Genomic DNA, 25,189 nt, shown 5'->3' on the forward strand with positions numbered 1-25,189 from the left:
TCTACGGCACTGCTACACCGCCTGCGAAAGGAGGTGAGATAGCCCATGATGGATACAATACTTAAAACTATCATCGGACCGATTGTGGTCGGTGTCATCCTTCGCTTAGTCGATAAATGGCTAAACAAAGATAGATATTGTCAAAAAAGACCCCAAGCTTAATGTGGAAGTTAGCTTGGGGTCTTTTCTAGTCCATGATATAGAACTAATCCTTAATTCCTCTCCATTATCCCATAGTTCACAAAATTTGTCAAAACTTTACATCCTCAGCTTCTCAAGCTTTAACCACTTTACAACAAGACTTTCAAGTTTAAGAGAAAATTAGGGATTCTATCAATTTCATAGAAATTTTGATTTAGTAAACGAAGAGACAATCTTATATGTCACTCCTCATTTAATACGCCACTACTGGACAAGCAAAATCATTATTACAGTAGTTCTAGTCCTTCAATTAACAGTCACTTACAATCAAATTGAGTTTGAAGTGGCTGAAGCGACAACAGACCTATTTCTTAGTCATATTCGCTAAAAAAATCCCCGCCAAAATCTCAAAAAGTCCCCGCCAATTCCCCGACCAAAATCAGAAAAATACCGAAAAATATCGAAAAATTATTTTTAGAATAGTCCCAAAAAGCCTGAAATAGAGCCAAAAAACTCCACCTGATTAGGTGGAGTTAAGGGAGATTATTATGAAAAAGAAAAGTTTAGGATTTTATTAAATAAAGTTAGGAGGTCTTTATTTAATAACTATATGATACAAGACAAAGCTTAAAACTAGCTTAACTTTTCTCAAATTCTAGCATTTTTTAAAAATTTCTATCAGCATCACCTCACCCCACAAAAAGTCACCTGATTAGGTGACTTCATTAGGAGATTATGATGAAAAAAGTTTTAGGATTTCATTAAATAAAGTTAGGAGGTCTTTATTTAATGACTATATGATACTAGAGCATCCTTAAACTTTGCTTAAGAAAAAACAAGTTTTGTTATTTTTCTCGATTCGCCCAAGTCATTCCTATACAATTATAGGTGGATAAGATTTCAAAGCCTATAGAACGGTAAAATCCCACGTTTTTTTCTGTCTCTTCTGTCACCAGCTGGACTTGATAGGCATCTTTGTAATACTCTAAAGCCTCTTTCATTAGGGCACTACCAATCCCTTGACGCTGATAGATTGGTAAAACGATTAAATCCTGAATCAATACTGATGAGAATCCATCTCCAACCAAACGAATCAAGCCCACCACAGCATCGCCATCAAGCGCCAGATAAATCACTAATGAATGAGATAAGGCCTGCTCCAGCATCTCTGGTTGATGGGTATAATTTGTCCAACCGACAGCCTGATAAAGATGCAAAACATCCTCTAGCTTGACAATTTCTTGCTTTTTAATAGTAATCATCTCAACACCTCTTAAAGCTCTCTCAAGCTCTTGTACTGCTGTCCATTTTTATCAAAATTTTCAGGACGCAACCATGTTTCCAAACGAGCTTTGACTTGAGGCCAGTCCTTATCAATCATAGACAACCAATCCGTATCCCTCGTCCGTCCCTTATAAACCACTGCCTGACGGAAGGTTCCTTCATAAATAAAGCCCAAACGTTCCGCTGCTCGTCTGGATGGCAGATTTAAGACATCGCATTTCCATTCATAGCGACGATAGTTAAGCTCCTCAAAGACATAGCAAGCCAAGAGATACTGGGCTTCTGTTCCTATTCGTGTCCCCCTGAGCTCTGGAGAAAAAGTGACCGCCCCCACTTCTATTACTCGGTTATTCTGGTCAATGCGCATGAGAGAAAAAGTTCCCAAAGCCTTACCAGTTGCCTTGTCTATGATTGCATAGTAAAAACGGTCCTTACGAGCCAACATCTGATTTAAAAGAGTAACCAGTTCCTCTCTGTCTGCCACTGGTTCCTGAAAGAGGTAGGTCCACATCTCCCGAGGCGTATCCGGACCATAAACAGCTAATAAATCCTCCGCGTGCTTTTCTACCGAGAGAGCCTCTATTCGAGCATAACGCCCTTCTAAGAAATCAATAGAAGGCAGTGCACCGGATGTATAACCTTCCATTGAGTCACCAATCATCTGACCATATTCGTTTACTGGCATAACTTTCTCCTTGTTTCACTTTTCAAACTTTATAGTTGCCCATAGTATATCATACTTTCATAAGAAGATTCAAAAAATCCCCCAGATTCTACTCTGAAGGATTCATTTCTTATTTCACAACAATATTAACGAGTTTATTCGGTACCGCAATTACTTTCACGATTTCCTTACCGTCAATTTCTGCTTTAACCTTTTCATCAGCTAAAGCAATTTCTTGCAATTCTTCGCGTGATAGGTCTTTAGCGACCATGAGTTTGGCACGGACTTTTCCTTTGATTTGGACGACGATTTCGATTTCGTCTTCAACCAATTTGCTTTCGTCCCATGTTGGCCAAGCCACGTAAGAGATTGACTCACCTGTTGCTGCAACAGTTTGCCAGAGTTCTTCTGCCAAGTGAGGAGCAAACGGTGCAATCAATTGGATAAAGCCTTTGGCGTAGTCTACATAAAGTTTTTCTTCCTTGTTAGCCGCGTTGACAAAGACCATAAGTTGGGCAATGGCTGTGTTGAATTTGAGGGACTCAATTTGCTCAGTAACAGCTTTAACCGTTTCGTTGTAGACCTTGTCGAGAGCACCATTGTTTTCCGCAAGGATTTCTTTGCTTGTAATCAAACGGTAAACACGGTCAAGGAACTTACGGCTTCCTTCCAGACCTTCTTCTGACCAAGCAATCGAAGCATCAAGTGGTCCCATGAACATTTCATAGACACGAAGGGTATCAGCACCGTATTGTTCCACAACATCATCTGGGTTAACAACGTTCTTGAGGGATTTAGACATCTTGGCTGGCGCTTGCTCCAACTCTTCCCCTGTTTCCACATGGAAGAAAGAACCGGCACGTTTTTCAACCTTGTCAGTCGCCACAAGAGCCCCACGGTGGTCACGGTAGCTTGTTCCCAAAATCATTCCTTGGTTAAAGAGTTTTTGGAATGGTTCCTTAGTTGGAACAACACCGAGGTCATAGAGGAATTTATGCCAGAAACGAGCGTAAAGCAAGTGAAGAACGGCATGCTCTGCACCACCAACGTAGATATCTACTGGCAACCATTGTTTGAGAAGGTCCTCATCAGCCAATTTCTCAGTATTGTGTGGATCAATATAGCGGAGGTAATACCAGCTTGAACCAGCCCATTGTGGCATGGTATTGGTTTCACGACGACCTTTGACACCATCTTCACGAGTCACTTCAAGCCAATCTGTCAAGTTAGCTAGTGGACTTTCCCCTGTACCTGAAGGGCGGATGTCCTTGGTTACAGGCAAGACAAGTGGCAATTCACTTTCAGGAACAGCTGTTGAAGTTCCATCTTCCCAATGAATGATAGGAATTGGCTCACCCCAGTAACGTTGACGGCTAAAGAGCCAGTCGCGGAGACGGTAGGTAACCTTCTCTTGTCCACAACCTTTCTCTTCCAACCAAGACACAATCTTGGCAATAGCGTCTTCTTTGTTGAGTCCATCTAGGAAGTCTGAATTGACATGAAGACCATCTTCTGTGTAGGCAGCTTCTTCAACCTTTCCACCTTCAAGTACTTCGACGATTGGAAGGTCAAATTGTTTGGCAAATTCCCAGTCACGTTGGTCATGGGCAGGTACAGCCATAACGGCACCTGTTCCATAACTAGCAAGAACATAGTCTGCAATCCAGATTGGAATTTCCTTGCCATTGACAGGGTTGATAGCATAAGCACCAGTCCAAACACCAGTTTTTTCCTTGGCAAGATCTGTACGAGCCAAGTCAGACTTGAGGCTAGCTTGGTGTTTATAGTCAGCTACTGCCTCTGCTTGCTCTGGACTTGTGATGGCGTCAACCAAGTCATGCTCAGGAGCCAAAACGGTGAAAGTTGCACCGAAAAGAGTATCAGGACGAGTTGTAAAGACTGTGAATTCCTTATCTGTTCCCTTAACTTTAAAAGTTACATTAGCACCAGTTGATTTCCCAATCCAGTTGCGTTGCATGTCCTTGATAGACTCTGGCCAATCTAGTTCATCTAAGTCATTGAGCAAGCGCTCTGCGTAGGCCGTGATTTTGAGCATCCATTGGCGCATTGGTTTGCGGACAACTGGATAGCCTCCACGCTCAGACGTTCCATCAGGAAGGACTTCTTCGTTGGCAATGGCAGTTCCCAATTCCTCAACCCAGTTTACTGGCACTTCCGCTTCATAGGCCAAGCCTTTTTCGTAAAGCTTAGTGAAAATCCATTGAGTCCACTTGTAGTAGTTTGGATCTGTTGTATTGACTTCACGATCCCAGTCATAAGAAAATCCAAGCGCATTGATTTGGCGTTTGAAGTTGGCAATGTTCTCAGCTGTAAATTCTGCTGGGTCATTACCAGTATCCATAGCGTATTGCTCTGCAGGCAAACCAAAAGCATCCCACCCCATTGGGTGAAGGACATTGTAGCCTTGCGCACGTTTGTAACGGCTGAGAATATCGGTTGCAGTATAGCCTTCTGGATGTCCTACGTGCAGACCCGCTCCAGACGGATAAGGGAACATATCAAGAGCATAAAACTTCGGTTTTGATGCATCTGTCCCTGTCTTAAATGTATGATGTTCTGCCCAGTAGCCCTGCCACTTAGGCTCAATTTCTTTATGATTGTAAAAACTCATGGTCTCTCTCTCCAATTTTGTGATGTTACTATTATACCATTTTTGAGGGAATTTGAAATGTGTTAAAAGAAAAAACTGTATACTGTATTTCATTAATTTTGATGGCTCTGAATTGCTCTATCACCCACTTTTTTATCTTATTGTTATGCGGGAAATCAAAGAGCAAAACAAGAAGCTTATCTCTTATAACACAAAATACTAATTTTAGACCGAAGATACGACTGGAATGCTCATTAATGTATTTATAATAAATAGCCGACAACCTATGTCGCTTTTTGATTTATGAAGAACGTCGGATTCAATACGAGGATCAATAAAAGACTACCATTTGGAAAACAGTAGTCCTTATTGTTTATTTTGAATTTACATAGGCGTCTACAGCGATGATAGCTTGAGCAACATCTGAAGGCGAAATCTTAAACGGCATCTGATGGATTGTCTCACCCTCCATAGTTGCTTGTTTACCAACTTTTATTAAATCATCATATCCAACTTGATCTAAATGCATTTCTTTTAGAGTTGTTGGCATACCAATTTTTTTGTAAAACTCAATATACTTATCAAGTTCTTCTTTAGGTCTATTTTCCAATAATAGTTGTACCAAAGTTCCATAAGCTACTTTTTCACCATGTGTTAAATGATGTATGTCACCTGTCAATGCAGTAAAACCATTATGAATTGCATGCGCCGCAGCCAATCCTCCACTTTCAAAACCTAGACCACTCAATAGAGTATTAGCTTCAACAATATTTTCTAATGCTGGTGTCACAACTTTAGCTTCACAAGCCGCCATGGCCTGTAAACCATCTGCGAACAGCGTTTCTTCACATTTTTTCGCAATTGCAACTCCAGCCAATGTTTGTTGTTGTCCTAACATAGTTTTTCCATTTGCCTGCATAACCGCACGCGCCTCAACCCAAGTTGCTAAACCATCTGCAATACCAGACGCTAATAAACGCTTAGGAGCTTGTGAAATAACTTTTGTATCAACCAAAACTAAATCTGGATTTTTAGAATAAAATAGATAATGATCAAATGCACCTTCATCTGTATAAATAACAGATAAAGCAGATACAGGTGCGTCGGTCGATGCAATTGTTGGAGCAATAATAACAGGCTTTTCAATCAAATCTGCAATAGCTTTTGCGCTATCAATCGTCTTTCCCCCACCAAGACCGATAATACTATCACAATTTTCTTTCTCAGCCAAGGCAACAACTCGATTGATTTCATTGTCAGAAGCTTCACCATTAAACTGAGCTAGAACAATATGGAAACCATACCTATGTAGGTAATCTTCAAATCGTTTTCCAACAATATCATAAACCAACTGATCGCATAATAGAATAGGACGATTCCCCAAATCCAATATTGATTTGGCATTTTCGAACAAGGCATTTTCCCCTTGAATATATCTCGAAGGACTAGCAAAAATTCTCATGTTTGTTTCCTTTCTACCTAAATGGAACGACTATGTTGAGTAACAAACCAGTCGTCAGAAAAATCATCAACCGCCTTTTGGATAGATGGCATGGCGAAAGCTGATTCAAAAACATCTGCTCCTGCTGTAACAGCATGCGCACCTGCAGCTAAAGCATTATTTACTTGTGCTACATTTTTAAAGGATGCAGCTAAAATCTTACTAGGAGAGTTCTGTCTATCAATAGCAAGAGCTAATTGACGAATGACAGAATTTGAATCAATGTTCAGATTTTCCATTCTATTATAATATGGAGCTAGGTAATCCGCTCCTGCTTCGATAGCTAATAATCCCTGAATAACTGTATAAATAGCTGTTGCAGTGATATGGTAGCCCTCTTTTTTTAGCACCTTTATTGCACGTAATCCAGCTGGAGTAACAGGTACTTTGATAAATATATCATCTCCTGCTTGTCTCCGAATTTCATGAGCATCCTTTAAGATGCCTTCAAAATCTTGAGAAATCACCTGAACATGAATAGAGGGTGTAGAGCCAATCAATTCTCTTACATCTTTGATTCGTTCAAAAAAATTAATAGAACCCTCTCTTTTGGCAATAGTGGGATTTGAAGTTACCCCAGCTAGCGGTAAAATTTCAGACCACTTTTTAATCTCATCTAAATTTAATGTGTCAAGCATAAATTCCATAAAAAGAACCTCTTTATTTTACAATGTATGCTCAGTACGTCCTATAATATCATCTTGGGTTGCCTTAGAAAGAACATTGAAGAATGCAGAGTATCCTGCAACACGAACAATTAAGTCTCTGTGTTTTTCAGGATGTTTCTGAGCGTCAATCAACGTCTCTCTGGAAACAACATTGTATTGAATATGGTACCCATGTAAACGATTAAAGAATGTTCGTAACAAAGCAATTAGTTTTAATTTATCTTCTTCTTTGGCTAACGTTTGAGGATTCACTTTCTGATTTAAGAGAACCCCACCTACGATTTCATCTGTTGGTAATTTTGAAACCGATTTTAAAACAGATGTAGGGCCGTGTTGATCCATATTATGTGATGGTGAACAACCCTCTGCTAACGGTGTACCCGCGTTGCGTCCATCTGGCGTTGCTAATGTTCCACGTCCCTGTCCTACGTTGGCTGAGATAGAAGATGTTCCTGAATAACGAATCCCTCCAATAGGACCTCTTCCATAACGTGTATTAGGATATTTAGCAATTTCATCAACATAAATGTCATAAGCAGCAGTAACCAATTTGTCAGCATAATCATCATCATTACCGTACTTAGGTGCATCATGAATCAACATTTCTTGAATGACCTTACCTTCTTCTCCGGCATAATCTGTTTCCAGTGCATGCCAAAGCTGACTTGGGCTTATACGTTCTTCCTCAAATACCAATTTTTTAATTGCAGCTAATGAATCCGACAAATTTGCAATTCCAACTTGCAAACCTGATATATAATCATATACTGCTCCACCTTCTTTAAGGTGTTTTCCACGACCAATACAATCATCAGTCAATGCTGAACATAGAATATCAGGAACTTCTCGTTCCAATGATAAATCAATAGAATTTTCAACAATAACACTCATTCGTGTCAAATATCTTAGTGTTTTATCCCAAGCATTTTCTAATTCAGAAAAGTTCTTCATATCCTTAAAATGACCAAAGCTTGGTGCAAACCGTTTACCCGAAGCCGGATCAATTCCATCATTCATCGTGATAAGTAGAACCTTAGGGAAGTTCATATAACTCATACCTGTGCAACGATAGCCCCATTTCCCTGGAACTGCCGTTTCAACACATCCAATGGCACTGTAATCATAAGCATCATCTTCCAATACTCCTTTTGCAATAAAAGAAGGAATAATAATCTCATCATTATTAAATGCAGGCATACCAAAACCAAGTTTCATTACTTCAATACACTCATTCATGAAACGAGCATCTAAACCTGCATGGTAACGTACAGTTAGATTAGGTTGCGGTAGATGGGTTTGTGCAACTGATTTTAATACCAAATAAGATAATGGGTTAACAGCATCCTTCTTATCTCGAGTCTGTCCACCAATTGTAACATTTTGATATAAAGGACTTCCTGCTGAAGAAAATGTATGTGCTTGACTGCGAACCTTATTAATTGTAATTGTCTTAATCCAGAGATTTGTCAGACGTTCAACAATGCTATCTTCTGTTTCTTTACCACTTTCTAAATCAGCCTTCATATATGGATACATATATTGATCAAAACGACCATATGAAAGAGAGTGGCCATTAGATTCAATTTGTAAAATACATTGAATAAACCAAACTGATTGAATAGCTTCTGCAAAAGTAGTTGCCGGTTCATATGGGACTCGAGAGCAAATATCTGCAATCTCAAGTAATTCTTTCTTACGTTTAGGATTTGCATTTTCGGCTAAACTTTTAGCAAGATCAACAAAGCGATTTGCATATACTTTAATAGCATCGATTACGATAAAGATAGAGTCGTAAAAATGATATTTATCAATACTTGCTGGATCTGTTAAATCTAGCGCTGCTTTCGCTTTACGAGCCCGCTCTTCAAAACCTCTTAAACCAAATTGCAACAGTTTCTGATAGTTAACTGCTAAATGAGCATCTCCAGAATTCATCTTACCTTCCATACCGAAGAATCCTGTTTCCATATAAACAGACACTTCTTCAGGTAATAAGGCACCAGCCCTAGCACGTAAATTATTATTTTCCCAAAACGGAGCAATACTTCTAAGTTGTTCTTTTGTTTCTTCTGTAATATAGAAAACATCTCCATCACGCTTTTCAAAAAGATCCAACTCATTGAGAACAAATTCTAGCGTATACTCTGGAAAAATAGGAGCATCTTTATTGGAAGAAGCTTGATTTCCCGCAATCATAGATTCTTCTTCGATATAGATAGTCATATTTTCCAAAATTTCTTTCAGCATATAGGCGCGTTTTAGGACATTAGGTTGTTCCTTATATCGATCATAAGCGCGTGTTGCTAGAACTGCTCTTTCAGCATCAATATAAGGTTTTTTATTTAAAACATCTTCTCGATATTTGTTCATCCTTTCAGTAAGGCTGCCAAAATATTCTGTCTTGATTGTTGTTCTTGCTACTTCTTTATTTACCATCGTAAGCACCTTTCTTTCGAAAATATTTTTGTTTCTTTCGAAAATATAATACCTGGTTTTTTAGAAAATTTCAAGCTTTTAACTAGAAAAACTTTAACTCTCTAATTTTTAGCACAAATGTGTGTGTTTAATGATAATACACAAATGTTTTTTAGAATTATCATGCTTCATTCTGATAAGCTAAACGATCCTGTACTTTAAAGAATGGGAAATAAACTAATGTAGACATCGCTAATATCACCAGCTGAGTAATAACTCCTTGCCATCCACCAACCATAAATCCTGATATAATAGCTGGGGTGCTCCAAGGTAATGTAACTCCTGAAAATGGCTGCATGAAACCTGTTGCAATAGCTCCATATACTATAACAGCTGCCAGTACAGGAACAAGAATGAAAGGTACAAACATAACTGGATTCATGACAATCGGAAATCCAAATACAACTGGCTCATTTACGTTAAATATTGCTGGAAAAGCTGCTACTTTCCCTAAGGCTTGGTATTGTTTTGATTTTGCTGCAAAAAGCATGGCAACTACAAGACCAAACGTAATCCCTGAACCAGATAGAATTAAAAATGAATCTAAAAATTGTTGAGTAACAATATGTGCACCATTTTCTAATGATAGATTACCAGAGGCTAACATAGCTTTATTAGCATCAAGATTAGATAAAAGCAGAGCTGTCACTACTCCATTTACTACCGATTGTCCATGGACACCAAACCACCATAAAAATGATATAAAGAATGCAATTCCAATTGCACCATACAAAGATCCAGTTAAACCTTGCAATGGAACTTGAATAACAGAATAAATCATTTCAATAAATGTTCCGCCATTAGTCAATGACTTCGCTAAAATATATACAATCATAGAAGATAAGAAAATTACAAATGCTGGAATCATTGCTTCAAACTGTTTGGCAATAGCTTGTGGAACTTGTTCTGGCATCTTAATAACAATTTTTCTCTTTATAAAGAAGGTATAAATACTTCCTACTACCAAACCTATAATGATAGCACCGATAATTCCTTGACCTCCAAACCAAACTTTACTAATAGCGTCCCCAATCACCTCACCTTGTTTAGGGATATAAGATGATCTTAGCAAAATAAAGAATGCAGATACAGATAGAACTCCAGCTGGTAAAGCCTCTACTCCACTATTCTTAGCATAAGAATAGGCAATTGAAAAACAAGAAATTAGACCCATAATAGCAAAAGTTCCTGAATATACTTGCATAAACGGCTCTGTCCAATTAGCTCCAAAAACACTAGCAATGCTCTTATTTAATCCTTCGAACGGCAATTGTCCCATAATCAAGAATAAACTACCAACTACTGTCAATGGCAAAATTGCTAACATCCCATCTTTTAGAGCTATAATGCCACGCATATTCACAAACTTCATCATAGGTGCAATGATTTTTTGAACATCCATCTTTGCCATAATAAATCTCCTTTTCTTACCCACTAATCAAAGATAGGGCCAAATCTAATACTTTTTTCCCATCTAACATACCATAGTCCATCATCGGAATAACAGCTATCGGAACATCACACTTATCACAAATTTCTTTTGACTTGTCTAATGTATAAGCAACTTGCGGCCCCAATAGTGCGACATCTATATTTGGAGCATAATCAGCTAATTTGGACTGAGAAAACGCCTCTATTTCTGCTTCAACTCCACTAGATTGCGCTGCAATTTTCATATTATTTACAAGCATACCAGTAGAAAATCCTGCTGCACAAAACAAACCGATCTTCACCATTATATTTTCCTCCTCTATGTTAATAACAATGATAATACTCTAGTATTATTTTTTATGAAGTTCTTTTCTCAAACTAATAATTTCTTTGATTAAATTAATCTCCGTCATACTAGTCATGAGATGATCTTGTGAATGAACAAAGAGAGCTGTTATTTCTGTCTTTGTACCAGACGCTTCCTGTGCCAAGAATTTTGTTTGTAGATTATGGGCTTCTAATAAGGCTGCATCAGCTAACTGGATTTCTTCTTCACATCGTTCACATGTACCGTTTTTTATATAATCTAACGCTTTATAAATATGTTGTTTCGCATCGCCAGCATATAAAATTAAACCCATGATAATTTGATCTGGAACAATCATTTCCATAAATTCCTCCTCATTTCACTATGTAAAAAGCTTTTTTCATTTGAAATTTTAAAATTTTCTTTTGTAACTATAGAATACAACTACATAATAAAGTTGTCAATCCAAAAACAACAAATAAACGATTTTTATTTATATAAGCACAAATGTGCAATTGATTAAAAAGAAAAAACGATAAACTGATATCAGTCTATCATTTTCACTCGCATAAAATATTTCGAAAAGAAAAATCACCATCTTCTTCTAAAACTTTTAAAATTGTATTTTTATCTGTAATCAGATGATTTACTAGATTAGCACGCAAGACAGAAAGAATCGCAGATACTTTCGTATCACCATAAGCAACAGCTAAACTTTGAGGAATATTTTTTAAATCTTCCAAAGAGATTGCTATCGTTCTTTCCTGTAAGTTCTCATAAACTTCTTTACCTTTTGAATCAAAGAATCGACAACAAATTTCCCCTACAGTTTTAACTTTGGTTAATTCTTTAAAGTCATCCTCTGTAAGCATGTCTAACCATTGATGTTTTCCTTTATTACTAAAATCACCAATCCCAACCACAACTATATCTAAATCTTTCCAACTATTTTTCAAATCTTCAAAATATCTTGATTGCAAGATACCATCTGCTAACAATTTATTTTCTTGCACAATTGTTGCATTCATAAATGTACACTCTCCATGAAATTTTCTAGACATTTCATAAATCAGTGTATTCACATGGTATTTAGCGTGTATGTGACTAGGACCACCTGCTAGAGGATAGAAGTGAACATTTCGGACACTTTTGCTGTGGATTAGATCTACTAAATTACTTAAACTTTTCCCCCAAGAAAAGCCAATTTTCATATTATCATCAATTAAATTCCTAAGGACACCTGCTGCAACTTGAGAAATTCTTTCAGATAAAATTGTTGGATTATCATCAAATTCATTTGGAATAATTTCTAAACTTTCCAGACCATATTTTTCTTTTACATAATTTTCCAACTTAAACATATTGGTATCAAAATTCTCTATTTCAATTTTAACAATTCCTGCATTCCTTGCTTCTGTTAACATTCTACTAATAGAGGTTCTATAAATTCCTAATTTTGCTGCTATTTGTGACTGATTTAAGTTTTCAATATAATACAGATAAGCAATTTTAGAGAGCAGTTTATTCCTATCTTGATTCATACACTTAACCTCTTACGAAACTACCTTAACCATTATCCCAGCATTTTCTAATGTAGCTATATTTTGTTTAGAAAGTCCTTCGTCTGTTATTACTTCATAGACTTGGCTTAAAGCAAATCTTCTTACTGTACCCCTTTTATCAAATTTACTTGAGTCAGTTAGCACAATGACTTTATCCGACGCTGCTGAAATATATTGAACTACCTCACTGCGCATTAAATCTTTTCCTGTAAAGCCCATCTCTTTATCGTAGCCATCTGTCCCAACAAAAGCTTGACGCACATGAAAAGTCTGTATCATTTCTTTTAATAAAGGTCCTACAGTAACCTGTGAATCTTTCTGAAACTCTCCACCAAGAACAATAACACGACATGAATCATAAGCTCTCACAAAATTTGCTATAAAAAATGAATTTGTTACAATAGTGACATTTCTTTTTTGCTTGCAAATTTCCTCAGCAAGTAAAGCACAGGTTGAACCAGATTCTATCATTATTGTTTCATTATCTGATACCAATTTTACTGCTTCTTGAACAATTTTTCTCTTAATTTCATAATTAATTGACAAGCGTACATTTAAGTCATCTCCACTATTTAACACGGCATAGCCATGCTCTCTGTGTAATAAACCTTTTGACTCTAATTTATCTAAATCTTTTCTAATCGTTACTTTCGATACATTTAATTTTTCCGATAATGTATTAACGTCAATCTTTTCATATTCTGATACTAATTTAATAATTTGTTCCAATCTTTTCATTTTACACCTCCGTTTTATTCTACCAAAATAAAAAGCAAAAAACAACAAATTAAACTTTCGTTCGTAATTGTTTTTCTTTCGTTTTTGTGATAGGATAGAATTATAAAGAGGAGGAACTCTTATGGAAATATCTAAAGGAATTATTTTTAATATTCAACACTTTTCAATTCATGACGGTCCGGGTATTCGTACAACTGTTTTTTTAAAAGGATGTCCTCTGCGCTGTCCATGGTGTTCTAATCCTGAATCTCAAAGAATGAAACCTGAAAAAATGAAAGATGCTCAACGAGAAAAATTCACTTTAGTAGGTGAAGAAAAAACTGTAGAAGAAATTATTACAGAGGTATTAAAAGATAAAGAATTTTACGAAGAATCCGGTGGAGGTTTAACTTTATCAGGGGGTGAAATATTTGCTCAGTTTGAATTTGCTAAAGCCATCTTAAAGTCAGCTAAAGAACATCACATACACACTGCCATTGAAACTACTGCCTTTGTTGATCATGAAAAATTTGTTGATTTAATCCAATATGTGGATTTTATCTACACAGACCTAAAACATTATAATTCTATAAAACATAAAAAAGTGACTGGGGTTTTTAATCAAATGATTATTAAAAACATTCATTATGCCTTTTCTCAACATAAAACTATCGTTTTAAGAATCCCGGTTATTCCTGATTTTAACAATAGTTTAGAGGATGCAGAAGAATTCGCTACTCTATTTAACTCATTAAATATCGACCAAGTTCAACTACTCCCTTTTCATCAATTTGGTGAAAACAAATATCGTTTATTAAATCGGAAATATGAAATGGATGGAGTCAACGCACTTCATCCCGAAGATCTTATTGATTATCAAAAGGTATTTCTGAACCATCATATTAATTGTTATTTCTAGTTCATTTCCTTGAAATGCTCTAGCTATTTGCAGATAACAAGCATCTATAATACATACTTAACTTTTCAAAAGGTTTAGCTAAAAAATTTTAGCCAAACCTTTTCTATTTTACCTTGCTCTAAAATTTTTAAACTGCTATACTTATAACAGAAAACCCTTCCAAGGAGGTAGCAGATGTCTCATTCCTTTAAAAAATCTCTCCAAAAAGAAATTCTCCATAGAAGCTCTATCGCAGCCTTTGTGACCTCTCTTTTACTACTCATTTTACTTTTTGGTTTTTCCTATGTTTTACAAAAGCAGCAACTCTCCAAAGATACGAGACAGATTGTAAAACAGGTTCAAGAAATGAAAGAAGCAAATAATGAGCTCCTGACTACCATGAACCATAAAATGATTCTTGGATTTTTGGACGGCAAACACACAGAGAGAGAAGTCTTTAGCTTATTTTACGAGACAAAAGCTAAATTAAAACTTAGTTCCGACCTCATTATCCTAAGTGATACAGGTGAATTACTATTTAGTACCAATCGCAATCATCAAGAAAGTATTTTATCTCCCTACTATCTAAAACTGCTCATTCAAAATCCTTCTCAAGATAAAGTTACAGAAAAAATTGCACTTTCTTCAGATAAGCAACATTACACACTCTTTATCAAACCACTACTTCAAAACCAACGAGTTAAGGCCTATACTATTGCTTTCGTAAATGAGAATGATTTCATCTCAAGTTTCCCAACGATCAATTCCAAATACATCATTACCGATAGCTTTGGAAATATGTTCTCCAACAATACAAATCAGTTTACTCGCTCCACTCTTGAAAAATTTGATGAAAAACTCCTACACTCTCGCACCCACTGGTATGCGAATGAACCGCTTATTGTTCAAAAAGAAAAAGTCGGTGCTATTTTTTCAATCTATACTTTTCAATCCTTTTTTCCCATTCCTAGCTTACTCGGCCTAGCCTCCGTCCTCACCTTATGTATATTCTTCCTCTACTTCTGGCAAGCAAGACGAATTGCTCATAAAATTGCCACACACAACGCTGTTCCTATTGAAAGTTTGGTTTACCAACTTCAAGAAATTCCTAAACAAGCAGAAAAAAGGCTTTCTCTACAAACAGGTGATGAGTTTGAGTTTATGGCAGAAAAAATCAACAATATGTTGTACGAATTAGATCAACTTCATCAAAAAATGTTGACCATAGAAAAAGAAAAGTGGATTTTTGAAAGAAAAATGCTGGAAGCTCAGTTCAATCCTCATTTTCTCTACAATACACTTGAGACAATTAAAATTACTTCTTTAATGGATGCCGCCCTCACACAAGACCTGATTCAAAATCTCACGCGCATTCTTCGCTACAGTATCACCGATTTAGAAAAAGAAACAACCATTTGTCAGGATTTAAAGATTATAGAGGATTACCTTATGATTCATAAGATTCGTTTCGAGCACTTCTCCTATGATATTGTCTGCCCAGAAACTGTTGATAATCAGCCTATTCCTAAACTTTTCTTGCTTCCTCTAGTAGAAAATGCTATAAAATATGGGATGCAATACCGTATTGATCTTCATATTGATATCCAAATTACCTTGGAATCAGATTCTCTAACTTTTTTAGTCAAGGATAATGCTGGAGGACTCACAAAACAAGAGCGACTCGCTATTTTAGACTCTTTAGAAAGCCCTCATACCCAGCATGGCATCGTGAACAGCTACAAACGATTGAGCAATTTCTTTTCTGATGTCCAGCTAGATTTAGGAGTCAATCGCCAAGGAGAAACTTGGGTCAAATTTGTAACGAAAGGACTAACTCATGTTTAAGCTCATTATCGTAGAAGACGAACACCTCATTCGAAAATGGCTAGAGATTGCCGTAGACTACTCTGCCTTGGGTATCCAAGTCGTAGGAACTGCCAGTCACGGTCAAGAGGGAATGAAACTCATCCAAGAAAAAGAACCTCATATTGTCTTAACAGACATCACAATGCCAATTATGGATGCTTTTATGATGTTCGAAGCTACTCGTACCCTTTCTTATGAAAAAGTTATCTTATCAGGTTATAACGATTTTCAAAATGCCAAAAAAGCCATGCAATATGGAGCAGTTGATTTCTTATCCAAACCAATTGATACCAAGGAATTGACAGAATGTCTTCAAAACATTGTTTTGCGATTACAAGGTAGCACCTATCAAGAAACTCCTTTTTTAGAAGAATATCAAACTTTACTCACCTCTATCCAACAGGTTGATACACAAAACCAAATCATTCAACAAATTATTTCCTTTGTCCACAAGCATTATGCAGAGCATTTTACGATTGCGACTATTGCTGAAGCTTTAAACTATAGCGAAAGCTATCTATATAAAGTTATCAAAGAAGACTTTCCCATGACTCTAAATGAATATATCTTGCAATATCGCCTGAAACAAGCTATAAATAAGATGGCTGAATCTCCCAACTCCCCTCTAAGCGACATCTCTGACCAAGTTGGATTTTCAGACTATAAATATTTTGCCAAAGTATTTAAAAAGTACCTCCATATTTCCCCAAAGGAATTGAAATCACTCGGAAGAATAGTAAAATAAGCTATTCTTCTTTTTGTAGAGAATTTTACTCTAATAGAATAGAATTGTCGGTTCTAAGAACGCTTACATTGTTTTAAAATAAACTTAAATAACACAACGGAGGTATCCATCATGGAAAAGAAATGGATGTATTATGCTGCTTGCGGACTAGCTCTTTTTGGTCTTGCTGCTTGTTCTTCTAATGAATCTGCCGATGGAGGTTCATCTGATAAAGGAGACGGTGGTTCGCTAGTCGTTTATTCACCAAACTCAGAGGGCTTAATCGGAGCAACTATTCCTGCCTTTGAAGAAAAATATGGTATCAAAGTAGAACTGATTCAAGCTGGTACTGGAGAACTTTTCAAAAAACTAGAGTCAGAAAAAGAAGCTCCTGTAGCTGATGTCATCTTTGGTGGTTCTTATACACAATATGCTACCCACGGAGAACTCTTTGAAAACTATACTTCAAAAGAAAATGATAATGTTATCAAAGAATATCAAAACACAACTGGTTACTCTACTCCTTATACACTAGATGGTAGTGTTTTAATCGTCAATCCTGATTTAACGAAAGGCATGAACATCGAAGGATATAGCGACCTTCTCAAACCTGAACTAAAAGGAAAAATCGCAACTGCTGACCCAGCAAACTCTTCTAGCGCCTTTGCTCAATTAACAAATATGCTACAAGCTCAAGGTGGTTACAAAGACGATAAAGCTTGGTCTTATGTAAAAGATCTTTTCACACTTATTGATGGTAAAATCGGTTCAAGCTCATCTGGTGTCTATAAAGCAGTCGCTGACGGAGAAATGGCTGTTGGTCTCTCTTATGAAGATCCAGCAGTTAAACTCTTAAATGACGGAGCTAATATCAAGGTAGTCTATCCAAAAGAAGGAACAGTCTTCCTACCTGCTAGTGCTGCTATCGTTAAAAAAGCGAAAAACATGGAAAATGCCAAGAAATTTATCGATTTTATTATCTCTCAAGAAGTACAAGATACACTTGGCACAACCACTACTAATCGTCCTGTTCGTAAAAATGCTAAAACAAGCGAAAACATGAAACCAATTGACAAAATCAAAACACTCACTGAAGATTATGATTATGTCATCAAGAATAAATCAGATATTGTTAAGAAATACAACGAAGTCTTTACAGATATCCAATCTAAACAGTAAAAGAGGTTCACTATGAGTGAGATCAAAATTATTAACGCCAAAAAAATCTACCACGATGTCCCTGTTATTGAGAATTTGAACATTACAATTCCAAAAGGAAGTCTCTTTACCCTTCTTGGACCTTCAGGGTGTGGGAAAACGACCCTTCTTCGTATGATTGCAGGTTTCAACAGTATCGAAGGTGGAGAATTTTACTTCGATGATACAAAAATCAATAATATGGAACCCAGCAAACGCAATATCGGCATGGTTTTTCAAAACTACGCTATTTTCCCACATTTGACTGTCCGAGATAACGTTGCTTTTGGTCTCAAGCAAAAGAAGGTTCCAAAAGAAGAATTGATTCAACAGACCAACAAGTATCTTGAACTCATGCAAATTGCTCAATATGCGGATCGAAAACCTGATAAACTCAGTGGCGGACAACAACAACGTGTCGCCTTGGCACGTGCCTTAGCGGTTAATCCAAGTGTTCTCCTCATGGACGAGCCACTTAGTAATCTGGATGCCAAACTTCGCTTGGATATGCGTCAAGTCATTCGAGAAATCCAACACGAAGTGGGAATTACAACTGTTTATGTAACCCACGACCAAGAAGAAGCCATGGCGATTTCAGACCAAATTGCTGTTATGAAAGATGGGGTGATTCAACAAATCGGTCGGCCAAAAGAACTCTATCATAAACCAGCTAATGAGTTTGTAGCAACCTTTATCGGACGCACAAATATTATCCCTGCCACTCTTGAAAAACGGAGCGACGGCGCTTATATCGTCTTTTCAGATGGCTATGCTCTTCGAATGCCAGCTCTTGATCAGGCTGAGGAGCAAGCTATTCATGTAAGCATTCGTCCTGAAGAGTTTATCAAAGATGAATCTGGAGATATTGAAGGAATTATTAGCGATAGCGTCTATCTTGGACTGAATACTGAATACTTCATCGAAACAGGATTTGCCTCAAAAATTCAAGTTAGCGAAGAATCAACTTTTGAAGAAGATCTACAAAAAGGCGATCGTATTCGTCTACGAATCAATACTCAAAAATTAAACGTCTTTTCTGCAGATGGTTCCCAAAACCTGATAAAAGGAGTCAACCATGGAACGTAAAAAACTAAATATTTGGACAGCCTCCTCTTTCTTCATCTTTCTTACCTATCTTGTCTTTCTCGTTTATCCTATCGTTACCGTGCTCAAGCAAGCACTCATACATGAAGGACAATTCTCACTAGCTAATTTTGTCACTTTCTTTAGTAAAGCCTACTACTCTGAGACACTCGTCAACAGTTTCAAGGTTTCCATTACCGCTACTGTCACTTCCTTAGTCGTAGGAACCCTATTAGCTTATCTCTTCTCTATGTATGACTTCAAGGGAAAGAAATTTCTACAAATATTAATTATCATTGCTTCCATGTCAGCTCCTTTCGTGGGAGCCTACTCCTGGATTCTCTTGCTGGGGCGAAATGGGGTCATCACTAAATTTCTGACAAATACCCTTCATCTTCCAGCTATCGATATTTATGGATTCAAAGGAATTGTACTTGTCTTTACACTGCAACTATTCCCACTGGTATTTCTATACGTTGCTGGGACAATGAAGAGTATTGACAATTCTCTACTTGAAGCAGCTGAGAGTATGGGGTCCTTCGGATTTAAGCGTATCGTAACGGTTGTTTTACCTCTCCTCGTTCCAACCTTACTAGCTGCTGCCCTGCTTGTATTTATGAGAGCATTCTCAGACTTTGGAACACCTATGTTAATTGGTGAAGGATATCGGACTTTCCCTGTTCTGATTTATACCCAATTTATTAGCGAGGTTGGAGGAAATTCTGCTTTTGCATCTGCTTTAGCCATTATGGCGATTATCATTGCCTTGACAATTTTCCTTATCCAAAAACACATTGCAAACCGCTACAGTTTCAGCATGAATTCGCTCCATCCAATTGAGCCTAAAAAAACTACAAAAGGAAAAATGGTTGCCATTTATGCAACAGTCTACGGAATTATCTTTATCTCTGTTTTACCTCAAGTCTACTTGATTTATACCTCTTTCCTAAAAACATCAGGTATGGTATTTGTTAAAGGCTATTCTCTAAACAGTTACAAGGTGGCTTTCAATCGTATGGGCTCTGCTATTTTCAATACCATTCGTATCCCTTTGATTGCCTTAGTTCTAGTTGTCCTATTCGCAACATTTATCTCCTACCTAGCCGTTAGAAAACGGAATTTGTTTACAAACTTAATTGACAGCCTCAGTATGGTCCCTTATATTGTACCAGGAACCGTTCTAGGGATTGCCTTCATTTCTTCCTTCAATACTGGCCTATTTGGAAGTGGATTTCTTATGATTACAGGGACTGCTTTCATCTTGATTATGTCCCTATCTGTCAGAAGATTGCCTTATACTATTCGCTCATCTGTTGCTAGCTTGCAACAAATAGCCCCAAGTATTGAAGAAGCCGCTGAAAGCTTAGGAAGTAGTCGTCTCAATACCTTTGCCAAGATTACAACTCCAATGATGCTATCTGGTATTATTTCTGGAGCCATCCTATCTTGGGTCACAATGATTTCAGAACTCTCTACTTCTATCCTCCTCTACAATGTCAAAACAAGAACAATGACTGTAGCCATTTATACAGAGGTTCTCAGAGGAAATTACGGTGTAGCCGCAGCCTTGTCAACTATCCTGACTGTTCTAACAGTAGGTTCCTTGCTCTTGTTTATGAAAATCTCTAAAAGCAATAGCATTACACTTTAGTTTCCCCCATCAAAAATAGCCGAAAGGATTACCCTCGGCTGTTTTTTCTTATCTTCATATTCCTATCAAATTCTTATACTCAATGAAAATCAAAGAGCAAACTAGGAAACTAGCCGCAGGTTGCTCAAAGCACTGCTTTGAGGTTGTAGATAAGACTAACGAAGTCAGCTCAAAACACTGTTTTGAGGTTGTGGATAGAACTGACGAAGTCAGTAACCCTATCTACGACAAGACGACGTTGACGCGGTTTAAAGAGATTTTCGAAGAGTATTAAATAGAGGCTTCCTCCATCTTCTCCCGTCCTAGTTCTCGGTAACTACGATCGCCGACAACTTCTACGCTAAACTGGCCGTCCTCATATTCAAGGATCGTCACGCTACCATTATCAAGACCATGTGGATGCATACCATTGATCAGATAAACAATGGTTCCAATAGTCATTCCGTGGCTGACAACGAGGGCATTGCCCCCGCCTTGTTCTTCCATTTCTTTGGCAATTGCTTCAAAACCTTCCTTGATTCGGCTACTGAGTTTTTCCCAGCCTTCAGCCCAACCAGCTGTATCGACCTCTACCAAACCCTCAGCCAGTTCAGCATAAGACAATTGGTGAACGTGGTCCACATTAAAGATACGAGGAATAATGCCCATGAAAAGATCACCATCATAAGCTCCGTCAAAGCTACCAAAACACCATTCTCTGATACGCTTGTCCATGCGATAAGGGATCTTCCCCTGCAAGCCAAGTTCTTCAAGAATGATTCCCATAGTCTGAATGGTGCGACCAGAATCACTGGAATAAGCACGCTCAAACTGCAGACCAGATTCTCGCAAACCGATTCCTAATTCTTGAATCCCTCGTTCACCTTCAGCTGTTAAGGGAGTATCGCTCCAACCTTGCGCACGTCCAATCGTGTTAAACATGGTCTTGCCATGACGTACCAAATACAATCGTACTTTTACCATTTTCCGTCCTCCGTTTGCTTCTATTATAACATGGATGATAAAACAAAAGCCACCCATACAGGCGACTTTTGCAGGAGATTATTATGAAAAAGTTTAGGAGTTCATTAAATAAAGATATTAGATGAAAATCAAATTCAAACTAAATCAGTATTATCTGTTTCAAATAATATTAGGAGGTCTTTATTTAATGATTATAGTATACACAGCCAACCTTAAATAGAACTTAAAAAATTATACCCATTCACCTTTTTCGTTTACTTTATAGCCGTTAATGGTCATATTTTTTGCCAATTTCCCATCAGCTAACAAGTAATACCACTTATCCCCATCCTTAATCCATTGATTACGAGCGTACTTACCATCTTGGTTAAGATAATACCAACTATCATACTGAGAATCAAATACCCACTCGCTCTTAGCCATGTAACCGCCACGTTTTAGGTAATATTCGCCCTGCCAAGCTTTCTCCACATAACTACCAGTTGAATCAACATAAAACCAGCTCTTATAATCTTCATCATAAATCCATTCACTCGCAGCCATTGAAGCATCTGCTTTTAGATAATAACGGCCTACCCAGCGGTTTCTGACAAGATTGCCAGAAAGGTCATTGTAGTACCATTTGCCAGACTCTTTAAACCACTTACTTGCTTGATGATCTTTCTTAGTCTCTTCATTAGAGGTAACAGTAGACTGAGATGAAGTTGAGACTGAAGCTGAGGTTGAAGTTCCAGTAGAAACTGCTTGAATAGCCTCTTCTTTTGTTACCTTAGGCTTAGCTTTGCCTTGGTAAACATCTTCAATACGCTTAGTAAAGACAGATAACTCTTCAGGGGATAGCATATTAACAATATCGGTTCCATTGTCAGGAATATATCCTCCAGAGTGTGTCCCAATTTTTGCTAGTCCCTCTTCTAATATGTCCTCAACATTATTCAATAAAGCGATCTTCTCAGATTTAGAAAGAGACTCATCACTACTAATAGCTGTTTTCTCCATAAAAGCAACTGCTTTAATTTCTTTAAAATATCTCTCTGTCGGAAGTGATATATAGATATGAAACTCATCTGATACAATCGGAATAAGACTCTTTAAATATTCATTTACACTTGTCTTATAATAATCATAACTATCAGGTTCAAAATGTTTAAAATCAATTGTCGACTCAAGGTTTTTTAACACATTTGATTTTTCTCTAACCGTATAATCTTGATTTGCCTTTATTTTAGGAATTAATTTTTCCTTTTTCTTTAATATCACTAAATTTAAAGCTTCTTTTTTAATTCTATAACTAGAGTCAAAATTTCTGTTAATACGGTAACTCATAGAATTATGCAATCTATTTACAGCACCTTGAAAATCCTTTGAAGTCTCTAATGCTTCTTTTTCCATTCCTTCTATCTCTTCTAAAAAAGATTGGTATTCTTTATTAAGTCTTTCTATAGCATTATTCTTAATTGTTTTTATATCATCCTGAGAAAAAGAAAGGATGCTCCAGTCTACTTGATCCGCTTCATTTAATAATTTTTCTTTATTCTTACTTAAAAACTCTTTATAAGATTTCTTAGCTTGCTCTACTTCATTTTTAAAAAATTCTAAAGTTACCTGAGTTATAGTTTCATGACTTTCTTCCTGCGCATAAACTACTTGATTGGCAAAAGTTGGGACTAGTAAAGTCGACAGTCCTAAAGCTACTAAAGCATGTTTCATTTCTTTTTTCATCATTTTCTCCTATTTTCTTAATTTTTAAAACTATGAATTGGTGCTGGGATTTGTCCTCCACGAGAGATGAAATCAACAGACGAAGCCCCATTGACTTTCATAACAGGTGCAGTTCCTAATAGACCACCAAACTCAATCATATCGCCTTCTTTTCCTTTTGGAATGATACGAACAGCTGTTGTTTTCATGTTAATGACACCAATTGCAGCCTCATCGGCAATCATAGCCGCAATGGTTTCAGCTGGCGTATCTTCTGGGATGGCAATCATATCCAAACCAACGGAACAGATAGCCGTCATAGCTTCTAATTTTTCCAAATTAAGAGAGCCATTTTGCACTGCAGCAATCATTCCTTCATCCTCTGAAACAGGGATAAAGGCACCAGACAAACCTCCAACTTGGTTGCAGGCCATCACTCCGCCCTTCTTAACTTGGTCGTTCAAGAGAGCCAAGGCAGCCGTCGTTCCATGCGTACCAACTGTTTCTAGCCCCATTTCCTCAAGGACACGTGCTACAGAATCTCCAACCGCAGGAGTTGGCGCCAAACTCAAGTCCACAATACCAAACTCCACACCCAGTCTCTCACTAGCCATCTGACCAACCAATTGACCGATACGAGTGATTTTAAAGGCAGTCTTCTTGACCGTTTCGGCTACTACATCAAAGCTCTGTCCACGAACTTTTTCCAAGGCACGTTTCACCACACCAGGACCAGAAACTCCGACATTGATGATAACATCTGCCTCCCCAACACCATGGAAGGCACCCGCCATAAATGGATTGTCCTCAACAGCATTAGCGAATACAACCAACTTGGCCGCTCCCATATCTGATAGATTAGCAGTTTCCTTGATAATACGTCCCATATCTGCCACAGCCGTCATATTGATACCCGACTTGGTTGAACCGATATTGACTGACGAGCAAACCTTATCCGTCTCAGCCAAAGCGCGAGGAATAGAATGGATGAGAATCTCATCTCCCTTTTGGTACCCCTTTTGTACCAAGGCAGAGAAACCACCAATAAAATCCACACCGATTTCTTTCGCAGCCTTATCAAGCGCTTTTGCCAGAACCACATAGTCCGTCGCATCTGTCGCAGCCCCAATCAGAGAAATAGGAGTCACCGATACACGCTTATTAACGATAGGAATTCCCAACTCAGCTGCAATTTCATCGCCAACAGCCACTAATTTAGCCGCCTTGGTCCTAATCTTTTGATAAATTTTCTCCGCAGCACGATTGATATCTGGATCAATACAGTCCAAAAGGGAAATCCCCATGGTAATAGTTCTGATATCGAAGTTTTGCTCCTCAATCATGGCGATGGTTTCAGTAACTTGTCTAATATCCATGATAACCTCCTAGATATTATACATAGCTTCGAAAATCGCTGCACTCTGAATATTGATTTTCACATTCAAAATTTGCCCAAAAGCTTCAAATTCATTACGAAGATAAGTAAAATCCTGCTTTTCATCGCTAGAGACGACAGCCATCATCGTGAAATATTCATCCAAAACAGTTTGAGAAATATCGTCAATATTCAAACCTAATTCTGCAATTTTGCCAGAAACACCTGCAACAATTCCAGATTTATCTTTACCAACAACAGTTATAATCGCTTTCATAAGCAAACTCCAATTCTTCTTTTAATTAGGAAACCTGAACATTAAACAGGATTCTTTTCAAATAGTATAGCATAATTCTAACTAAAATACTCA

At 37.4% G+C, this 25,189-nt stretch carries 23 protein-coding genes; 8 read left to right on the forward strand and 15 right to left on the reverse strand.

Features of this window, described 5'->3' with window-relative positions; all coding sequences use genetic code 11:
* The first annotated feature begins 45 nt into the window (after positions 1-45).
* On the forward strand, positions 46-162 hold the full coding sequence (locus HW098_RS04835; protein WP_176139447.1) for a type I toxin-antitoxin system Fst family toxin: 117 nt from the start codon (positions 46-48) through the stop codon (positions 160-162).
* 824 nt (positions 163-986) lie between these two features.
* Here the strand turns inward: HW098_RS04835 and HW098_RS04840 are convergent.
* From HW098_RS04840 to HW098_RS04890, 11 genes are all read right to left on the reverse strand, one after another.
* Entirely contained in the window at positions 987-1,403 is a 417-nt protein-coding gene (locus HW098_RS04840) for a GNAT family N-acetyltransferase (protein ID WP_176139448.1), read from the reverse strand.
* 11 nt (positions 1,404-1,414) lie between these two features.
* Positions 1,415-2,110 carry a GNAT family protein gene (locus HW098_RS04845; protein WP_176139449.1) on the reverse strand — a complete coding sequence of 232 codons (696 nt, stop codon included), beginning with the start codon at positions 2,108-2,110 and terminating at the stop codon, positions 1,415-1,417.
* Positions 2,111-2,219: 109 nt separating this feature from the next.
* Positions 2,220-4,721: a leucine--tRNA ligase gene (leuS, locus tag HW098_RS04850; RefSeq protein ID WP_176139450.1), complete on the reverse strand. Its 2,502-nt coding sequence runs from the start codon at positions 4,719-4,721 to the stop codon at positions 2,220-2,222.
* 352 nt (positions 4,722-5,073) lie between these two features.
* Positions 5,074-6,162, reverse strand: coding sequence for a glycerol dehydrogenase (locus HW098_RS04855; RefSeq protein ID WP_112444601.1), 1,089 nt, complete (start codon positions 6,160-6,162; stop codon positions 5,074-5,076).
* 17 nt (positions 6,163-6,179) lie between these two features.
* A complete protein-coding gene (locus tag HW098_RS04860) occupies positions 6,180-6,848 on the reverse strand; it encodes a fructose-6-phosphate aldolase (protein ID WP_000395426.1) in 669 nt (222 codons plus the stop codon).
* A gap of 18 nt (positions 6,849-6,866) precedes the next feature.
* On the reverse strand, positions 6,867-9,305 hold the full coding sequence (locus HW098_RS04865) for a glycyl radical protein (protein WP_000247407.1): 2,439 nt from the start codon (positions 9,303-9,305) through the stop codon (positions 6,867-6,869).
* A gap of 160 nt (positions 9,306-9,465) precedes the next feature.
* Complete coding sequence (locus HW098_RS04870; protein WP_001096824.1) at positions 9,466-10,755, reverse strand: PTS sugar transporter subunit IIC; 1,290 nt, start codon at positions 10,753-10,755, stop codon at positions 9,466-9,468.
* A 16-nt stretch (positions 10,756-10,771) separates the two neighbouring features.
* Positions 10,772-11,080, reverse strand: coding sequence for a PTS sugar transporter subunit IIB (locus HW098_RS04875; RefSeq protein WP_000238721.1), 309 nt, complete (start codon positions 11,078-11,080; stop codon positions 10,772-10,774).
* Between the two features lie 45 nt (positions 11,081-11,125).
* The gene (locus HW098_RS04880; protein ID WP_000425250.1) at positions 11,126-11,446 is read right to left on the reverse strand and encodes a PTS lactose/cellobiose transporter subunit IIA; all 321 of its coding nucleotides are present in this window, start codon (positions 11,444-11,446) and stop codon (positions 11,126-11,128) included.
* 196 nt (positions 11,447-11,642) lie between these two features.
* Complete coding sequence (locus tag HW098_RS04885; protein WP_001070838.1) at positions 11,643-12,623, reverse strand: sugar-binding transcriptional regulator; 981 nt, start codon at positions 12,621-12,623, stop codon at positions 11,643-11,645.
* A 12-nt stretch (positions 12,624-12,635) separates the two neighbouring features.
* Positions 12,636-13,382, reverse strand: a complete 747-nt coding sequence (locus HW098_RS04890; protein ID WP_176139451.1) for a DeoR/GlpR family DNA-binding transcription regulator — start codon at positions 13,380-13,382, stop codon at positions 12,636-12,638.
* A 121-nt stretch (positions 13,383-13,503) separates the two neighbouring features.
* Between HW098_RS04890 and HW098_RS04895 the strand changes: the two genes are divergently transcribed.
* The 7 genes from HW098_RS04895 (at position 13,504) to HW098_RS10500 (ending at position 21,054) form a co-directional block, all read left to right on the forward strand.
* Positions 13,504-14,280 carry a glycyl-radical enzyme activating protein gene (locus tag HW098_RS04895; RefSeq protein ID WP_000406173.1) on the forward strand — a complete coding sequence of 259 codons (777 nt, stop codon included), beginning with the start codon at positions 13,504-13,506 and terminating at the stop codon, positions 14,278-14,280.
* A gap of 174 nt (positions 14,281-14,454) precedes the next feature.
* Positions 14,455-16,104: a histidine kinase gene (locus tag HW098_RS04900; RefSeq protein WP_176139452.1), complete on the forward strand. Its 1,650-nt coding sequence runs from the start codon at positions 14,455-14,457 to the stop codon at positions 16,102-16,104.
* Positions 16,097-16,870, forward strand: coding sequence for a response regulator (locus tag HW098_RS04905; RefSeq protein ID WP_078156147.1), 774 nt, complete (start codon positions 16,097-16,099; stop codon positions 16,868-16,870). The genes HW098_RS04900 and HW098_RS04905 overlap by 8 nt, the downstream gene beginning before the upstream one ends.
* A gap of 111 nt (positions 16,871-16,981) precedes the next feature.
* Entirely contained in the window at positions 16,982-18,028 is a 1,047-nt protein-coding gene (locus HW098_RS04910) for an ABC transporter substrate-binding protein (RefSeq protein ID WP_176139453.1), read from the forward strand.
* A gap of 12 nt (positions 18,029-18,040) precedes the next feature.
* The gene (locus HW098_RS04915) at positions 18,041-19,132 is read left to right on the forward strand and encodes an ABC transporter ATP-binding protein (protein ID WP_176139454.1); all 1,092 of its coding nucleotides are present in this window, start codon (positions 18,041-18,043) and stop codon (positions 19,130-19,132) included.
* Positions 19,122-20,780, forward strand: coding sequence for an iron ABC transporter permease (locus tag HW098_RS04920; protein ID WP_176139455.1), 1,659 nt, complete (start codon positions 19,122-19,124; stop codon positions 20,778-20,780). The genes HW098_RS04915 and HW098_RS04920 overlap by 11 nt, the downstream gene beginning before the upstream one ends.
* An 82-nt stretch (positions 20,781-20,862) precedes the next feature.
* Positions 20,863-21,054, forward strand: coding sequence for a hypothetical protein (locus HW098_RS10500; protein ID WP_176139456.1), 192 nt, complete (start codon positions 20,863-20,865; stop codon positions 21,052-21,054).
* On the opposite strand, the gene HW098_RS04930 is transcribed toward HW098_RS10500, so the two are convergent.
* The 4 genes from HW098_RS04930 to HW098_RS04945 form a co-directional block, all read right to left on the reverse strand.
* Positions 21,051-21,743, reverse strand: coding sequence for a histidine phosphatase family protein (locus HW098_RS04930; RefSeq protein WP_176139457.1), 693 nt, complete (start codon positions 21,741-21,743; stop codon positions 21,051-21,053). The genes HW098_RS10500 and HW098_RS04930 overlap by 4 nt on opposite strands.
* A 231-nt stretch (positions 21,744-21,974) precedes the next feature.
* A complete protein-coding gene (locus HW098_RS04935; protein ID WP_176139458.1) occupies positions 21,975-23,465 on the reverse strand; it encodes an N-acetylmuramoyl-L-alanine amidase family protein in 1,491 nt (496 codons plus the stop codon).
* Between the two features lie 17 nt (positions 23,466-23,482).
* Positions 23,483-24,820: a PFL family protein gene (locus HW098_RS04940; RefSeq protein WP_176139459.1), complete on the reverse strand. Its 1,338-nt coding sequence runs from the start codon at positions 24,818-24,820 to the stop codon at positions 23,483-23,485.
* Positions 24,821-24,829: 9 nt separating this feature from the next.
* Positions 24,830-25,096, reverse strand: a complete 267-nt coding sequence (locus tag HW098_RS04945) for an ACT domain-containing protein (protein ID WP_000644123.1) — start codon at positions 25,094-25,096, stop codon at positions 24,830-24,832.
* Positions 25,097-25,189 lie beyond the last annotated feature (93 nt).

It is taken from the genome of Streptococcus sp. 1453, from assembly GCF_013276955.1.
In the GTDB taxonomy this organism is placed as follows: Bacteria; Bacillota; Bacilli; order Lactobacillales; family Streptococcaceae; genus Streptococcus.

Excerpts from the sequence above, each read along its gene's own strand:
- HW098_RS04835 (WP_176139447.1), top strand. The coding sequence starts at position 46 with ATGATGGATACAATACTTAAAACTATCATCGGACCGATTGTGGTCGGT.
- HW098_RS04840 (WP_176139448.1), bottom strand. The coding sequence starts at position 1,403 with ATGATTACTATTAAAAAGCAAGAAATTGTCAAGCTAGAGGATGTTTTG.
- HW098_RS04845 (WP_176139449.1), bottom strand. The coding sequence starts at position 2,110 with ATGCCAGTAAACGAATATGGTCAGATGATTGGTGACTCAATGGAAGGT.
- leuS (WP_176139450.1), bottom strand. The coding sequence starts at position 4,721 with ATGAGTTTTTACAATCATAAAGAAATTGAGCCTAAGTGGCAGGGCTAC.
- HW098_RS04855 (WP_112444601.1), bottom strand. The coding sequence starts at position 6,162 with ATGAGAATTTTTGCTAGTCCTTCGAGATATATTCAAGGGGAAAATGCC.
- HW098_RS04860 (WP_000395426.1), bottom strand. The coding sequence starts at position 6,848 with ATGGAATTTATGCTTGACACATTAAATTTAGATGAGATTAAAAAGTGG.
- HW098_RS04865 (WP_000247407.1), bottom strand. The coding sequence starts at position 9,305 with ATGGTAAATAAAGAAGTAGCAAGAACAACAATCAAGACAGAATATTTT.
- HW098_RS04870 (WP_001096824.1), bottom strand. The coding sequence starts at position 10,755 with ATGGCAAAGATGGATGTTCAAAAAATCATTGCACCTATGATGAAGTTT.
- HW098_RS04875 (WP_000238721.1), bottom strand. The coding sequence starts at position 11,080 with ATGGTGAAGATCGGTTTGTTTTGTGCAGCAGGATTTTCTACTGGTATG.
- HW098_RS04880 (WP_000425250.1), bottom strand. The coding sequence starts at position 11,446 with ATGGAAATGATTGTTCCAGATCAAATTATCATGGGTTTAATTTTATAT.
- HW098_RS04885 (WP_001070838.1), bottom strand. The coding sequence starts at position 12,623 with ATGAATCAAGATAGGAATAAACTGCTCTCTAAAATTGCTTATCTGTAT.
- HW098_RS04890 (WP_176139451.1), bottom strand. The coding sequence starts at position 13,382 with ATGAAAAGATTGGAACAAATTATTAAATTAGTATCAGAATATGAAAAG.
- HW098_RS04895 (WP_000406173.1), top strand. The coding sequence starts at position 13,504 with ATGGAAATATCTAAAGGAATTATTTTTAATATTCAACACTTTTCAATT.
- HW098_RS04900 (WP_176139452.1), top strand. The coding sequence starts at position 14,455 with ATGTCTCATTCCTTTAAAAAATCTCTCCAAAAAGAAATTCTCCATAGA.
- HW098_RS04905 (WP_078156147.1), top strand. The coding sequence starts at position 16,097 with ATGTTTAAGCTCATTATCGTAGAAGACGAACACCTCATTCGAAAATGG.
- HW098_RS04910 (WP_176139453.1), top strand. The coding sequence starts at position 16,982 with ATGGAAAAGAAATGGATGTATTATGCTGCTTGCGGACTAGCTCTTTTT.
- HW098_RS04915 (WP_176139454.1), top strand. The coding sequence starts at position 18,041 with ATGAGTGAGATCAAAATTATTAACGCCAAAAAAATCTACCACGATGTC.
- HW098_RS04920 (WP_176139455.1), top strand. The coding sequence starts at position 19,122 with ATGGAACGTAAAAAACTAAATATTTGGACAGCCTCCTCTTTCTTCATC.
- HW098_RS10500 (WP_176139456.1), top strand. The coding sequence starts at position 20,863 with ATGAAAATCAAAGAGCAAACTAGGAAACTAGCCGCAGGTTGCTCAAAG.
- HW098_RS04930 (WP_176139457.1), bottom strand. The coding sequence starts at position 21,743 with ATGGTAAAAGTACGATTGTATTTGGTACGTCATGGCAAGACCATGTTT.
- HW098_RS04935 (WP_176139458.1), bottom strand. The coding sequence starts at position 23,465 with ATGAAAAAAGAAATGAAACATGCTTTAGTAGCTTTAGGACTGTCGACT.
- HW098_RS04940 (WP_176139459.1), bottom strand. The coding sequence starts at position 24,820 with ATGGATATTAGACAAGTTACTGAAACCATCGCCATGATTGAGGAGCAA.
- HW098_RS04945 (WP_000644123.1), bottom strand. The coding sequence starts at position 25,096 with ATGAAAGCGATTATAACTGTTGTTGGTAAAGATAAATCTGGAATTGTT.